This window comes from Arthrobacter sp. StoSoilA2, assembly GCF_019977195.1.
GTDB lineage: Bacteria > Actinomycetota > Actinomycetes > Actinomycetales > Micrococcaceae > Arthrobacter.
Genome location: NZ_AP024643.1, coordinates 4,554,866 through 4,568,157, shown reverse-complemented (window position 1 = coordinate 4,568,157; position 13,292 = coordinate 4,554,866). Strand labels below are relative to the sequence as shown.

General features: G+C 63.6%; 14 protein-coding genes and 1 riboswitch. Of the genes, 8 read left to right on the top strand and 6 right to left on the bottom strand.

The window, feature by feature from the left end:
- Nucleotide 1: 1 nt before the first annotated feature.
- A riboswitch (cyclic di-AMP (ydaO/yuaA leader) is annotated at nucleotides 2–153 on the bottom strand.
- Between the two features lie 129 nt (nucleotides 154–282).
- Complete coding sequence (locus LDN82_RS20840) at nucleotides 283–516, bottom strand: hypothetical protein (protein WP_224165699.1); 234 nt, start codon at nucleotides 514–516, stop codon at nucleotides 283–285.
- Nucleotides 517–563: 47 nt separating this feature from the next.
- Between LDN82_RS20840 and LDN82_RS20835 the strand changes: the two genes are divergently transcribed.
- Nucleotides 564–1,631 (top strand): ATP-dependent DNA ligase, encoded by a 1,068-nt coding sequence (locus tag LDN82_RS20835; protein WP_224165698.1) that lies wholly within the window; start codon nucleotides 564–566, stop codon nucleotides 1,629–1,631.
- 79 nt (nucleotides 1,632–1,710) lie between these two features.
- On the opposite strand, the gene LDN82_RS20830 is transcribed toward LDN82_RS20835, so the two are convergent.
- The 5 genes from LDN82_RS20830 to LDN82_RS20810 all read right to left on the bottom strand — a co-directional run bounded on the left by LDN82_RS20830 (nucleotide 1,711) and on the right by LDN82_RS20810 (nucleotide 4,401).
- Nucleotides 1,711–1,998, bottom strand: a complete 288-nt coding sequence (locus LDN82_RS20830; protein ID WP_224165697.1) for a DUF6480 family protein — start codon at nucleotides 1,996–1,998, stop codon at nucleotides 1,711–1,713.
- A 124-nt stretch (nucleotides 1,999–2,122) separates the two neighbouring features.
- Complete coding sequence (locus LDN82_RS20825; protein WP_224165696.1) at nucleotides 2,123–2,929, bottom strand: alpha/beta hydrolase; 807 nt, start codon at nucleotides 2,927–2,929, stop codon at nucleotides 2,123–2,125.
- Nucleotides 2,926–3,570 carry a maleylpyruvate isomerase family mycothiol-dependent enzyme gene (locus LDN82_RS20820; RefSeq protein WP_224165695.1) on the bottom strand — a complete coding sequence of 215 codons (645 nt, stop codon included), beginning with the start codon at nucleotides 3,568–3,570 and terminating at the stop codon, nucleotides 2,926–2,928. The genes LDN82_RS20825 and LDN82_RS20820 overlap by 4 nt, the downstream gene beginning before the upstream one ends.
- A gap of 55 nt (nucleotides 3,571–3,625) precedes the next feature.
- Nucleotides 3,626–3,877 (bottom strand): hypothetical protein, encoded by a 252-nt coding sequence (locus LDN82_RS20815; RefSeq protein WP_224165694.1) that lies wholly within the window; start codon nucleotides 3,875–3,877, stop codon nucleotides 3,626–3,628.
- A gap of 80 nt (nucleotides 3,878–3,957) precedes the next feature.
- Nucleotides 3,958–4,401: a helix-turn-helix domain-containing protein gene (locus tag LDN82_RS20810; protein WP_224165693.1), complete on the bottom strand. Its 444-nt coding sequence runs from the start codon at nucleotides 4,399–4,401 to the stop codon at nucleotides 3,958–3,960.
- 279 nt (nucleotides 4,402–4,680) lie between these two features.
- On the opposite strand from LDN82_RS20810, the gene LDN82_RS20805 reads away from it, so the two are divergent.
- The 7 genes from LDN82_RS20805 (at nucleotide 4,681) to LDN82_RS20775 (ending at nucleotide 13,223) form a co-directional block, all read left to right on the top strand.
- Nucleotides 4,681–5,751, top strand: a complete 1,071-nt coding sequence (locus tag LDN82_RS20805) for a LacI family DNA-binding transcriptional regulator (RefSeq protein ID WP_224165692.1) — start codon at nucleotides 4,681–4,683, stop codon at nucleotides 5,749–5,751.
- Between the two features lie 80 nt (nucleotides 5,752–5,831).
- A complete protein-coding gene (locus LDN82_RS20800) occupies nucleotides 5,832–7,508 on the top strand; it encodes an ABC transporter substrate-binding protein (protein ID WP_224165691.1) in 1,677 nt (558 codons plus the stop codon).
- 167 nt (nucleotides 7,509–7,675) lie between these two features.
- Nucleotides 7,676–8,653, top strand: coding sequence for an ABC transporter permease (locus tag LDN82_RS20795; protein ID WP_224165690.1), 978 nt, complete (start codon nucleotides 7,676–7,678; stop codon nucleotides 8,651–8,653).
- A 10-nt stretch (nucleotides 8,654–8,663) separates the two neighbouring features.
- The gene (locus tag LDN82_RS20790) at nucleotides 8,664–9,599 is read left to right on the top strand and encodes an ABC transporter permease (protein WP_224165689.1); all 936 of its coding nucleotides are present in this window, start codon (nucleotides 8,664–8,666) and stop codon (nucleotides 9,597–9,599) included.
- Nucleotides 9,596–10,549: an ABC transporter ATP-binding protein gene (locus LDN82_RS20785; RefSeq protein ID WP_224165688.1), complete on the top strand. Its 954-nt coding sequence runs from the start codon at nucleotides 9,596–9,598 to the stop codon at nucleotides 10,547–10,549. Before LDN82_RS20790 ends, LDN82_RS20785 begins: the two co-directional genes overlap by 4 nt.
- Nucleotides 10,546–11,658 (top strand): ABC transporter ATP-binding protein, encoded by a 1,113-nt coding sequence (locus tag LDN82_RS20780; RefSeq protein ID WP_224165687.1) that lies wholly within the window; start codon nucleotides 10,546–10,548, stop codon nucleotides 11,656–11,658. Before LDN82_RS20785 ends, LDN82_RS20780 begins: the two co-directional genes overlap by 4 nt.
- The gene (locus LDN82_RS20775; RefSeq protein ID WP_224165686.1) at nucleotides 11,655–13,223 is read left to right on the top strand and encodes a glycoside hydrolase family 32 protein; all 1,569 of its coding nucleotides are present in this window, start codon (nucleotides 11,655–11,657) and stop codon (nucleotides 13,221–13,223) included. Before LDN82_RS20780 ends, LDN82_RS20775 begins: the two co-directional genes overlap by 4 nt.
- Nucleotides 13,224–13,292: the final 69 nt, after the last annotated feature.

The following is a 13,292-nucleotide window of genomic DNA, read 5'->3' as shown; positions in this document are numbered from 1 at the left end:
GTGGTTGCCTCTCAACGCCTGCGAGGTTAGCTGTCGGGTTCGGACGAGGCCGTCCGGCCGCACATGGCGGCTTCACCCCAAGGGCCTAGGGAAAAATCAGGCCCGGGAACTCTGGGTCCCCCGTCTCTGCCGCGGGTCTGGCGGATTCCGGTTTGCGGCAGAGCTCGGCGTCAACCCGGAAGCGGCCCAGCGGAGATGAGGGTCGCTCTTCGACGGTACATGAGCGGCATAGCAAAGTCACATTAATGTAACGGGCGGGACGCCTTCCGGCTCGAAGGCCCGTTAGGACTTAGGCTCCGGGGCCGGAGCCGGGGCTGGCAGCTCGTACTGGATCCTTTGGACTTGGTGTGCGTAATGGGTCTCGGGTCGGAAAATTTCGTCGGCCACACCAAGCATCCCACCCGTGGCGCCGCGCCGGACTTTACCCTTGCTGTTCTGGCGCAAGACCCAGAACCAAAGGGCCGCAATGAGGGCAGGTGCTGCCAGCACTGCCACTAGTACGGCCAAGATATCCATGGCCCAAGACTAGCTTCCGCCGCGGGCGGCAGGTAGAACATAGTCGTATGGACCTCCCAGTGATGCCGCCCATTTCGCCCATGCTTGCCAAGTCTGTTCCTTCGATCCCTGATGTGGGCCATTTTGAGCCAAAGTGGGACGGGTTCAGGACCATCGTTTTCAAAGATGGCGATGAGATCATCCTGGGTAGCCGAAACGAACGTCCTATGACACGGTATTTCCCTGAGCTGGTGGAAGCCCTTCGGAAGAATCTCCCGGACAAATGCGTGATCGACGGCGAGATCGTCCTCATAACCGGGAACAGGCTCGACTTCGAGGGTCTTCAGCAGCGCATCCATCCCGCCGACAGTCGTGTGCGGATGCTGGCCGAAAGCACCCCGTCCTCCTTCATCGGATTCGACGTCCTAGCCCTGGGAGACGAGAACCTCATGGACAAGCCGTTTTCCGAGCGTCGCGCCGCCTTGGAGAAGGCACTGGCCAAGGCTGAGGCGCCCGTTTACGTAACACCGGCGGTGACGGACATTGATCAAGCACAGGAGTGGTTCGTGCAGCTCGAAGGTGCTGGGCTTGACGGCATACTTTCCAAACCGCTCGAGGGGACGTATCAACCGAATAAGCGCGTCATGTTCAAAACCAAGCATGAACGGACCGCGGACTGCGTGGTGGCCGGATTCCGCTGGCATAAAACGGGAAAGGTTGTCGGGTCGATGCTGCTTGGGCTGTATAACGACGCCGGTCAGCTGCAGCACGTGGGGGTGGTGGCTTCATTTCCCATGGCCAAGCGCGAAAGCCTGGTGGCTGAACTTGAGCCATACCAGACGGAGTTCAGCGAGCATCCTTGGGGTCAGTGGGCCGACCAAGGAGATGCCGCCGCTACTGGTTCCCGGATGCCGGGCGCGCAAAGCCGGTGGAGCGGCGGCAAGGACTTCTCCTTTGTTCCCCTTCGGCCCGAGCTCGTCATCGAGGTTGCCTATGACTACATGGAAGGCGACCGGTTCCGGCACACCACCCAGTTTCGTCGATGGCGGCCGGACCGGACTCCGGAGAGCTGTACCTATTCGCAGCTGGAGGAGCCAGCTGATTATGACCTCGGGGAGATACTGAGTCTGCCGTAACCGGAGTTGCCCCCGCTAATACGTTGCTGGGCCGCTGATACGTTGCTGGCCATCGACGGGATAGCGGCTTGGGGACGAGCTACTCTTCGTGTCCTTGGTCGCTGCTCATGCTGCCCTCCGCGGGTGGGGTTTCGCCCGGCGGTACGCCGCCTCCAGGCTCAAGTCCCGTGACGTTGCCGTCCAGGGGATCGGGGTTGGCGGAAGCTGCAGGATCGTCGTCCTCGTCCTGGCGCATGTCGGGATCCGTGTGGACATCGTCGGTGTCGCCGGCAGTGACGCCAGCGGTGTCGCCTGTCGTGTCGGCTGGCTCGGCGTCGCCGGAAACTCCGAAGGTCCGGGGATCGTCCTCAGGGTCATAGCTGGTCATGGTCACCCTTCCTAAGCAAACTTACTATTGTGCTTGCCCGGCCAGCCTAGTCTCCAGATCGCAAACCCAACAAGGGGCACCCACGCCGGGTTCCGCCGTCGTGCATCAGTGCTTGCATCAGTGCCTAACTCTGGCGGGAGGTGGCAGCGACGAAGCTCATGATGGCGTCGGCCACGGCCTTCGGCCGCATGTGTTGGGCGACGTGTCCAACTCCGGGGATTTCAACGAGGCGCCCTTGGGGCACCGCGCGGGAGAGCTTAAGCGCCCACTCCGGCCCGGCCACATGATCGCGGCTCCCTCGAAGCACCAGCACGGGAGTCCGGACTTTGGCCAACTGCTTCTCGGTCGGGTACTTCATCATTACCGGCAACTCGGTGAGGTACCAGCGGGGCCCGCATTGCAGGTAGTCCGTGATCACGATCCAGTTGGACGATGGGCTTTCGCGGAGAAGGCCATCCAGGAACAGGGCAAGCGACTGCCGCCCCACGTTCTTGTGGCGTGAGTCAACCACGGGACCCATGAGGACAAGATGCAAGGCGCGTTCAGGCGCATGGAGGGCCGCTTCAATGGCGAACTGCACGCCCATCGAGTGTCCTACCAGGATGTACGACTCGATGCCGCAGGCCTTCAGTGCTTCTGCGATGAACGCGCCGTAGTCTTCCACGGACAGTTGCCGCCCGGGCTTGGGAGTACCCGCAAAACCTGGAAGGTCCAGCGAGAAGGTGGGTGCGCCCGCTGCCAGGACGCCGTGAAGGCGCGCAAGGTAGCGGTGCGAGACGCCGATGCCGTGGATAAGGATGTAAGCGGGCTGCGCGCTCCCATGCGTCCCCGGAGGAGGCGAGCCCTCCGTCCAGAGAATCCGACCACCTAGACCGCGGGCCTCGACGTCGGCAGACAGCAGCGTGCTCCGCTTGCTTCGGCGCCCCGTCAAGGCCGGGCCTGTTCCAGGAATACCGGAGCCCCGGGGCCGGTTAGCTCGTCCTCAGACACTGGCCGTCCGGAAACAGCGAGAAGCAGGGAAATGGCCGGTCCTTGAACCTCCGAGCCGTCGCCGTGCTGGAAGTCGGTGTCCGTAGCAACCAGTCGCCAGCCCGCGGCTATCTCCTTGCCGCCGCCGATCCTTGTTGTTGTCTTGACCTGGTAAGCAAGAGCCAACGCGACCTGCCCGGCCGGATAGTTGCGTGTCATGCCAAGGGGGCGCCGGATGTCTTCGCCATGGACGAACGCTTCCACCAATCGTGTGGCAATCCCCGCCGGTGGTCCCGATGTCCGGGACACTACAGCGCGCAGCGCCGTCAGTGTGCCGCCGGGATCCTTGGCCTTTTCGCGTTCCACCCCCACGGCGTTGTCGCGGTCGAAGTCGAAGCGGGCTTCAATCATTCGCTTGAGGAAGCCCAAACGGGTGGTCTTTGCGCTGTCCACAACGTGCGCCAGTACGTCATGGATGTCCCAGCCCGGGCAAAGTGAAGGCGTCTCCCAGAGTGGCTCGGGGAGCGGTTCCAGATCCTGGATCAGCGCACGACGTTCATCGTGCACGGCGGGCCAAACGACGGAGCGGGAAGTCGAAGCCATACCGCTATTGAAACAGCCCTGGTTCGGGTTTGGGGCTCTTCGACCCGCCCGCATGCTAATCCCGGGTGGCGTCGTCCGATTCGGCGGGGTCGCCGGCGGCGCGCGAAGCGTCGGGGGCGGCGGCAGCGTCAGCCGCGTCCCGGCGTCGGGCGATCTTGGATTCTGTCCACATGGCGACCGCGACGAACGCGACGCACGCGAACATGAAGGTGGCTACGAAGTTCAATCCCATGGCCGATCCCAAGGGTGCGGCAAGGGCCATTGCGGCCACCCCGGCCACGATATGCCACCCTTTGAAATTGCCCACCAAACAAGCGTAACCCCGGGGTAATCAGGTGCTGGCCCGTTGGCTGGGATCGTTGCTTGATCCTTATCACTCCGACGCTTTTAGTCGCTGCGTGCGTCATTTCCGGTGTCATCGCGGCCATTGTCTTCGCCTTTATCTCCCACGGAGGTCTCGGCCTGCTTGCGCTTCTGGGTTTCAAGCCACTCCATGATCGCAGCCTGGCGGATTCGCCGGTGCGTGCCGCGGTATTCGACTGGGATTTCTCCGCGGTCGGTCATATTGCGCAGGTAGGTGTGTGAGATGCCTGCGAGCTCCGCGGCCTGGGAGGTCGTGAGCATTTCCTCCACGCTGCTGACCGTGACGGTTTCGCCGCGGCCCAGCCTCGCAAGAAGATCGACGACGGCGTCCCTCGCCTGGTCGGGGAGGCGGTGGACCGTGCCATCGACGAACACGGTGATGTCGTTGCTGTCCTGGAGGGAGCGTGCCAGGTTCCGGGCGTCGTCGGCCGGGAGGCCAGCTGTAACGCGGGGAGCTATCAATGCCATGGCAGAAGCCTAGCGCGGTGCCGGCTTTGTGGCTGCGCGGGACGAGGCTTGTGGCTGCGGGGGACGAGGGAGCTAGCCCGATTCGATGCTTCGCTGCGTGCAAGACGGTAGGAGTCGTCTTCTGCGCAGCGAGTCGTCGAATCGGGCGGTGGCGGCGCAAAAGAAACCCGTTGACAGGAAGCAGGTAACGCGCGTAACCTAAATCACACGTTCCAAGTAACGCGCGTTACGAACTTCCGCATTACCAACAGGCATCAGAACCAGGACCCGGAGCATTCAATGGCGAAAAGCACCAGCCCCAACAAAGCTGCGGCTGTGCGGCAGCGGGGAGTCACCATGAATGACGTCGCCAAGCACGCCGGCGTCTCCCGGACCGCAGTCTCGTTCGTGCTGAGCAACCGCGAAAATGCCAGCATCTCCGAGGAAACCCGCACCCGTATCAACGATGCCGTGCAGGCACTGGGCTACCGCCCGAACGCCGGAGCACGTGCGCTGGCATCCCAGCGCAGTGATTGGTACGGGATCGTCACAGAGATCGTGACGGCACCGTTCGCCGTCGACATCATCAAAGGAGCTCAGGACCAGGCATGGATTGATCGCCGGTTCCTGCTCATCGCGCCCTCCGACCAGGCCGATGCCGTAGGACCCAACCAGGGCTTGGAAGATGCCGCCATTGAAAAGCTGCTGGAACAACGAGTGGAAGGACTTCTCTACGCAGCCACTTTTCACCGGGGCGTGCACGTTCCGCAGAGTGCCAACGAAGTACCAACCGTGCTGATCAACTGCTTCGACGCGGACGGAAAACTGCCCTCGATCGTTCCTGATGAGCGTGCGGGTGGCAGGGTCGCCGTCGAGCGCTTGCTTCAAGCCGGCCACACCCGGATCGGAATCATCAACCTTGACCCGGTCATTCCCGCAGCAGTTGGGCGATTGGAAGGTGCCCGCGAAGCACTGGCCGTCGCAGGACTTGAGCTGGACCCGGAACTGGTGGTGTCCGGATACGCAACGGCCGACGGCGGCTACGACGCCGCCTGCCAAATCCTGGACCGCTATCCGGAAAAGGACAGGCCAACCGCCCTGTTCTGCCTCAACGACCGCATGGCGATGGGCGCGTATGACGCCATCAAAGAGCGGGGCCTGACCATCCCCGGAGACATCGCTGTGATCGGCTTCGACAACCAGGAGCTCATCGCGGCCTACCTAAGGCCAAAGCTGACCACCGTTGCCTTGCCGTTCCAAAAAATGGGAGCCCTGGGAGTCCAGACGCTCGCCGCTCTTACAGCAGGACAGCCGATCATTGCCGACCAGCAATTGGTCGACTGTCCGCTGCTAGAACGCTCTTCGGTCTGACCGCGAAATCAACCTCGAAGAGCAAACCCCTTACCCACCCCTTCACCTTGGACGATGAAGATAGGAAAGAGATAACCATCATGACACAACCCCGATTCCTGAGGTCTGCCCGCATCACGGCGGCCGGACTGGCGGTGGGCGCGATGCTGCTGACCGGCTGTGCCGCCACCGTCAACAAGACCGCCGGCACAGACGCCGCAGCAAACGCGAGCGCGTTCCTCACCATCCCGCGTGAGGACATGGGCACGTTCGTGCAGAACTTCAACCCGTTCGCACCCACCGTCAACCCGATGGTCCAGCAATCCATCTACGAGTCCTTGCTGATCTTCAACCCGGCAAAGGGAGACACGGTGCCGTGGCTCGCGACAGAGTGGAAGGCAGCCGACGACGGCAAATCGATCACCTTCACGTTGCGGGACGGCGTGAAGTGGTCCGACGGCCAGCCCTTCGTCGCTGACGACGTGGCTTACACGTTCGGCCTTCAGAAGAAGATCAAGGGTGGCTACGAGTACCTGGACAGCGTAACGGCTGATGGCACTAACAAGGTCACGTTCAACTTCAACAAGCCGTGGTCCCCGGCGCTTTACGACGTCGGACAGCTCAGCATCCTGCCCAAGCACATTTGGTCCGCGCTGGCCGACCCGGAGAAGGACCCCAACGCCAAGCCCGTGGGCACAGGACCGTACACCGAGGTGGACAGCTTCCAGGCCCAGTCCTTCGTACTGAAGAAGAACCCCAACTACTGGCAGCCGGAAAAGCAGAAGATCGCCGGCATCAAGATGCTCGCTTTTGCAGGGAACGACGGCGCCAACCTCGCCGCTGCGAACGGGGACGTGGACTGGGCCCCGCAGTACATCCCGAACATCGAAAAGACGTTTGTTTCCAAGGACAAGGAACACCGCCAGTACTGGTTCCCGGCAACCGGCGCCATGATCAACTGGCAGCTCAATACCACCAAGGCCCCCTTCAACGATGTTGAGGTCCGCAAGGCGCTGAGCATGGCCGTGGACCGCGACCAGGTGACCAAGATCGGCATGAGCGGCTACGCCAAGCCGGCCGACTGCACTGGCCTCTCCGGCAACTACGAAAAGTGGAAGAACTCCGAGGTCAAGGACAACTGCACCTGGACCAAGCTGGATGTGCAGAAAGCCAACGAGCTGCTGGACAAGGCCGGGTACGCCAAGGGTGCTGATGGCAAGCGCAAACTGAAGGACGGTTCGCCGTTCGAGTTCAAGATCTCCGTGGGCGCGTCTTCCTCCGACTGGCTTTCGGTAGCCAACGTGATTTCGCAGAACCTCGCCGAGGTTGGCGTCACGGCAAAGGTTGACTCCCCGGACTGGGCTGCCGTGGTTGCGGGTTACGAGACGGGCGACTTCGATTCCGGCATCGTGTGGAGCGCCAACGACCCCAGCCCGTACAAGTACTTCAACACCTCCATGGGCACGGCAACAGTGAAGCCGGTAGGAACCAAGACGTTCGACAACTACCACCGCTTCGGTGACACCAAGGCTGATGCCCTGCTGGCTGAATTTGCAGCAGAGTCCGACGAGTCCAAGCAGAAGGACATCGCCAACAAGCTCCAGGAAGAGTACAACGACGTCGCACCGCTGGTGCCGCTGTTCTCCGGCCCGGAATGGGGTGCCTTCAATGACACCCGCTTCACAGGCTGGCCCACCGAGGGCAACCCGTACGCAACCCTCTCGGTACGGTCACCCACCACAGTCCTGGTGCTGACCACGCTGGAACCGCGCAAGTAGTCCCCACCGCCGCCCTAACCTCGCTGCGCTTCGGCCAGGGAACCCGGGCGGCGTGGGCCCAGCCCCGCCGGCTCCGGCCTGCACACCGCCGTCCGGCGGCCGCCGTCCCACGGACCGGCCGCCGGGCGTGCCCCAAACTTTCCGTAATTCCCGAATGGAGGGAAACCGTGCGCTTTATCCTGCGCCGCCTGGGTTTCTACCTGATCGCCTTCTGGGCATCCATCACCCTGAATTTCCTGCTCCCGCGCTTCATGCCCGGCGACCCCGTCTCCCGCATGTTTGCCCGCTCCCAGGACAGAATGCAGCCCGAACAGATCGAGGCCCTGCGCAAGCTTCTTGGCGTGGACGATCGGCCCATTTGGGAGCAATACGTCGACTACATGCACAACATCTTCACGGGCCAGATGGGCGTTTCCATCTCCCGTTTCCCAACACCGGTCACAGAGGTTATCTCCTCGCAGATCGGGTGGACCCTCCTGCTGGGCGGAACCGCCCTGGTGATTGCCGCCGTCGTGGGTAACCTGCTGGGCATCCTGGCCGCTTGGCGACGGGGTGGCGCGATCGACTCGGCACTGCCGCCGGTGCTCGTGTTCATCGGCTCGTTCCCGTACTTCTGGCTCGCGATGGGTGCGCTGTACCTGTTTGGCGTGGTGCTGGGTTGGTTCCCGATCCGCCACGCGTTCACGGATGGTTTGGAGCCCGGGTTTACGTGGGAGTTTATCGGCGACGTCGGCGCGCACCTGGTGCTGCCTGCGCTGACGATCGTGCTGGTTTCCATTGGTGGCTGGATGCTGGGCATGCGGAACACCATGATCGCCACGAACTCCGAGGACTACATCACCATGGCCGAGGCCAAGGGTCTTAGGCCGGGCCGCATCATGCTCCGCTACGCAGCCCGGAACGCGATGCTGCCCTCGGTCACGAGCTTCGGCATGGGACTGGGTTTCGTGGTGGGCGGTGCGCTGCTCACCGAGGTGGTGTTCGCGTACCCCGGCGTGGGCTACCAACTCCTCAACGCCGTCCAAGGCCTGGACTACCCCCTCATGCAGGGCCTGTTCCTGACCATCACCGCCGCCGTGCTGCTGGCGAACTTCCTGGTGGACATCCTCTACGTCCGCCTCGACCCGCGCGTGCGCAGCAACTAGAGGACTGATCATGACAACCGCACTTCTGAAGCAGCCAACTCCAACCCCGGCTGTCCGCAAGCCAAACCGCAGCTTCGTCCACGGGCTCCTCACCAATAAGAAAGCCATGCTGGGCATGGCCGTGATGTTCGTGTTCATCGCCCTTGCGCTGCTGGCGCCCGTGCTGTTCCCCGGCGACCCATCGCGCATCACCGGGATGGCCTCACTGGAACCCTCCCCGGAGCATTGGCTGGGCACCACCGCCAAGGGACAGGACGTGCTCGCGCTGACCGTCCACGGCTCAAGGAGTTCCTTGTTCGTCGGGCTGACCGTAGGCTTCGCGTCCACATTCGTTGGCATCCTCGTGGGCCTGGCTTCGGCGTACTTCGGCAAGTTCATCGACGAAGCCCTCTCCTTGGTGACCAACGTCTTCCTGCTCCTTCCCGGCCTGCCGTTGCTGGTCATCCTGGCCGCGTTCCTGCCACCGGGCCTTGGCACAGTGATCCTGGTCCTCGTGGTCACGGGGTGGGCCGGTTCGGCACGTGTGCTGCGCTCGCAGGCCCTGTCCATCCGTTCCAAGGACTTCGTGGCCGCTGCCGTGGTGTCCGGTGAACGGGCGGGCCGGATCATGTTCCGCGAGATCCTGCCGAACATGGCCTCGATCGTCATGGGCACGCTGCTGGCTTGCGTCATTTACGGCATCGGAGCCCAGGCTGGCCTGGAGTTCCTGGGCCTCGGTGACGTCAGCACGGTCTCGTGGGGCAACAACCTCTTCTGGGCCGGTAATGAAGGCGCCCTGCTGACCGGTAGCTGGTGGGTGTTCGTGCCCTCCGGTGTCTGCATCGCTTTGGTCGCGTTCGCGCTGGCACTTATCAATTACGCCGTGGACGAGGTTACCAATCCGCGGCTGCGGAAAATCAAGACACCCAAGACACCTGAAACCACCGAAAGGAGCACGGCCAAGTGACTGTCTCCCAAGTCTCCTTCGGCTCCCACGAGCCCGTCCTGGACGTCAGGAACCTCACCGTAAAGTACGTGGGCGATACCCGCTCAACCACCGCCGTCGACCGCGTTTCCTTCAGCATCGGCACCGGTGAGGTGTTCGGGCTGGCTGGTGAATCCGGTTGTGGGAAGTCGACCATTGCCAACTCGATCATGCGGCTCCTGAAGGACCCGGCCAAGATCGTTGGCGGCAGCATCCGCTTCGGCGGCAAGGACGTCCTGGCCATGAGCCCGGAGGAACTGCGGCGCTTCCGTTGGCAGGACGTGGCCATGGTGTTCCAGTCGGCCATGAACTCGCTGAATCCGGTGCTGACCATCGGCGAGCAGATCGTGGACATCTTCACTACGCATGCGGGCTACTCCCGCAAGGAATCGCTCCGCCGTGCGGGCGAGTTGCTGGAGCTCGTGAGGATCGACCCCGCGCGCCTGAAGTCCTACCCCCACCAGCTCTCGGGTGGCATGCGGCAGCGCGCAGTGATTGCCATGGCCGTTGCCCTCAAGCCGTCGCTGCTGATCCTGGACGAACCAACTACTGCACTGGATGTGGTGGTGCAGCAGGAAATCATGGCGCAGATCAAGGAACTCCAGCGCGAACTCGGGTTCTCCGTCCTCTTCATTACCCACGACATGTCCCTCATGGTGGAGCTCTCGCACCGCATGGCCGTCATGTACGGCGGCCGGATCGTCGAAACCGCCAAGGCGCAGGACGTCTACGCCAACCCGCGTCACCCCTATACACAGGCGCTCATGGGTGCGTTCCCGCCGCTCACTGGTCCCCGCGTTCCGCTTACGGGACTGCCCGACGGCGTGAAGTTCCGGAACATCCCGGACCTCACCGAAGTGGCGCCCGGGCACCTCGTGGCACCGTTTGGTGCCGACACTGAAGCACTTGTTCTGGAAGGAGTCGCACCATGAGCCACTCTGCACTGTCCCCTGCGATCGAAGGCGCGGCGCGTCAAGCCGCTGCTTCCGAAACACCTGCCCTCGAAGTCCGCGGTCTGGGCAAATCATTCCCCATCGGCGGCCTGTTCTCCCGCCAATCCGTCCGGGCCCTGCACGGCGTGGACCTCACCATTGGCCGCGGCGAAATCGTGGCGCTCGTGGGGGAGTCCGGCTCTGGCAAGAGCACCCTGGCCCGCTGTGTTGCCCGGCTCGAAAAGCCGAGCTCCGGCGCCATCCTGGTTGACGGCGTCGACGTCCTTAAACGCGACCGGTTCCAAGCGTCCCGTGCCTTCCGATCACAGCTGCAGATGGTCTTCCAGGATCCGTTCGGCTCGCTGAATCCGGCCCACAGGATTGAGCATTTCCTGCGGAGGTCGTTGGCCATCCACGGGAAGGGCGGTTCGGAGTCCCAGACCCAGCGCCGCCTTGAGGAGCTCATGAGCACCGTCGGCCTGCAGGCCGACATGTTGAATTCCTACCCGCACGAGCTCTCGGGTGGGCAGCGCCAGCGCGTCGCGATCGCCCGGGCGCTCGCCGTGGAGCCACAGGTCATCCTGGCTGACGAACCCACCTCCATGTTGGATGTGTCAGTGCGGATTGGCGTGCTGAACCTGATGCGCAAACTCCGCGACGAGCAAGGCATCTCCATGCTCTACATCACCCACGACCTCGCCTCGGCACGCTACCTGGCAGACCGGACAGCGGTGATGTTTGCCGGTGAGCTCGTGGAGGAAGGGGAGTCCCTTGACCTGCTGGCAAACCCCGCCCACCCCTACACACAACTGTTGGTTTCTGCCGTTCCGGACCCGGCCCGCGCAGGCTCCTACGATCCCGTCCGCCGCGCTGAACTGCGGCAGGCCGTCATGGCCTCCACGGGCTGCGCTTTCGACGGCGATCCCCACCAGGCCTGCTCCGCCACCGAACCTGTGCGCCATCAGGTGGGCGATCCCGCGAACCGCCACTGGGTGCGCTGCCACCTCTACCAGCCGCGGGCTGGAGCCGGCGGACACGCGCTGGCGACTGAACCCGTGGCTACCGAACCCGTGGCGACCGAAAAGACTGACAAGAAGGCTTCCGCATGACTGAACTGACCCACCCGCTCGCCACCGTGCCCCGGGACGAGCTGGTTGCCCGCGCCGAGTCCGACCCCCTCCGACCCCGCTTCCACTTCGTTTCCCCAGCGGGCTGGCTCAACGATCCCAACGGCGTGAGCCAGTGGAACGGCACCTACCACCTCTTCTACCAATACAACCCGGAGGGCGCCTTCCACCACCGCATCCAGTGGGGCCACGCCACCAGCACGGACCTCGTCACCTGGACGGACCAGCCGGTTGCCCTGGAACCGTCCGCGGGTCCGGACGCCGACGGCTGCTGGTCAGGTGTGTTGGTGAACGACGGCGGTACGCCCACCTTGGTCTATTCGGGCCGGCTCGGTGAGCGCGAACTGCCCTGCGTTGCCGTGGGATCTGCCGATCTCCTGAGTTGGAGCAAGGTGCCCGAGAACCCGGTCATCGCAGCCCCTCCTGCGGGGGTGGACATCACAGCGTACAGGGACCACTGCGTGTGGCGCGAGGGAACCAAGTGGAGGCAACTGGTGGGCTCGGGCATTCGTGGGCGCGGCGGCACGGCGTTCCTGTACGAGTCCTCGGATCTGCGTTCGTGGGACTACATCGGGCCCCTGTTCATTGGCGATGCATCCCAAGGCGATCCCGCCGATACTGACTGGACCGGGACCATGTGGGAATGCGTGGACCTGTTCAGGGCGGGTGGAGGTGCTTTGGGTGCTGACTCGCTCGGTTCTGTTCAGCCGGACGCCGATCCTGATGTGCTGGTTTTCTCCGCGTGGGACGACGGCGAGACCCGTCACCCGTTGTATTGGACCGGTCGCTATTCGGGAGATTCCTTCCAGCCTGCAGCCCTGCACCGGCTCGACTACGGCGGACGGTTCTTCTACGCTCCGCAGTCGTTCGAGGACGGGTCCGGGCGGCGCATCATGTTCGGCTGGATGCAGGAAGGGCGTAGCGACGCCGCGATGGTGGAGGCCGGATGGTCTGGCGTGATGAGCCTGCCGCGCGTCACTACCTTGGCCAACGACGGAACCCTGGCTTTTGCGCCTGTCCCTGAAGTGGAGAAGCTCCGCCGGGATCACGTCAGCGTTCCGGGACAAGTCCTGGTGGGCTCCGGCAAGCCCCTGGATACGGGAGTGTCCGGGAACCAGCTGGACCTTGAGCTGGAAGTGCAGCTGGCACCGGGTGCGGTGCTGCGGCTGGGCGTGTTGGGGTCGGAGGATCGCGCTGAGGAGACGGTAGTCCAACTAAGCCGCGATCTTGAGGGCGAAAACGGCACGCTCAAACTGGACCGCACCCGCAGCAGCCTGGCTCGAGCCGATGCGGGCCTGGCCCTGGATGTGGAGGACAAGTCCGGCCCCGTTCCGATGCCCGACGGACGCGTGCGCCTTCGTGTCCTGGTGGACAGGTCCGCCGTCGAGATTTTCGCGAATGGCAAGCCGCTCACTGCCCGTGTTTACCCGACGCTGGGCGGGGAGCGCGTGACCCTCTCGGCGGCTGAGGGAACCGTCCGCGTCCTGACCTTCGACGCCTGGACCATGGCCGACATCTGGGGAGGACCGCGCCCGCTCTTCCCCTAGCACCGCCGCCCAAACCATCCCTCTCTCATATCCCGAGCGCTTTTCGCCGATCTTCTCTCACATCATGGG

Coding starts and splice junctions, on each gene's coding strand:
- LDN82_RS20840 (WP_224165699.1), bottom strand. CDS start 516: ATGGATATCTTGGCCGTACTAGTGGCAGTGCTGGCAGCACCTGCCCTC.
- LDN82_RS20810 (WP_224165693.1), bottom strand. CDS start 4,401: ATGGCATTGATAGCTCCCCGCGTTACAGCTGGCCTCCCGGCCGACGAC.
- LDN82_RS20775 (WP_224165686.1), top strand. CDS start 11,655: ATGACTGAACTGACCCACCCGCTCGCCACCGTGCCCCGGGACGAGCTG.
- LDN82_RS20790 (WP_224165689.1), top strand. CDS start 8,664: ATGACAACCGCACTTCTGAAGCAGCCAACTCCAACCCCGGCTGTCCGC.
- LDN82_RS20800 (WP_224165691.1), top strand. CDS start 5,832: ATGACACAACCCCGATTCCTGAGGTCTGCCCGCATCACGGCGGCCGGA.
- LDN82_RS20830 (WP_224165697.1), bottom strand. CDS start 1,998: ATGACCAGCTATGACCCTGAGGACGATCCCCGGACCTTCGGAGTTTCC.
- LDN82_RS20820 (WP_224165695.1), bottom strand. CDS start 3,570: ATGGCTTCGACTTCCCGCTCCGTCGTTTGGCCCGCCGTGCACGATGAA.
- LDN82_RS20780 (WP_224165687.1), top strand. CDS start 10,546: ATGAGCCACTCTGCACTGTCCCCTGCGATCGAAGGCGCGGCGCGTCAA.
- LDN82_RS20805 (WP_224165692.1), top strand. CDS start 4,681: ATGGCGAAAAGCACCAGCCCCAACAAAGCTGCGGCTGTGCGGCAGCGG.
- LDN82_RS20835 (WP_224165698.1), top strand. CDS start 564: ATGGACCTCCCAGTGATGCCGCCCATTTCGCCCATGCTTGCCAAGTCT.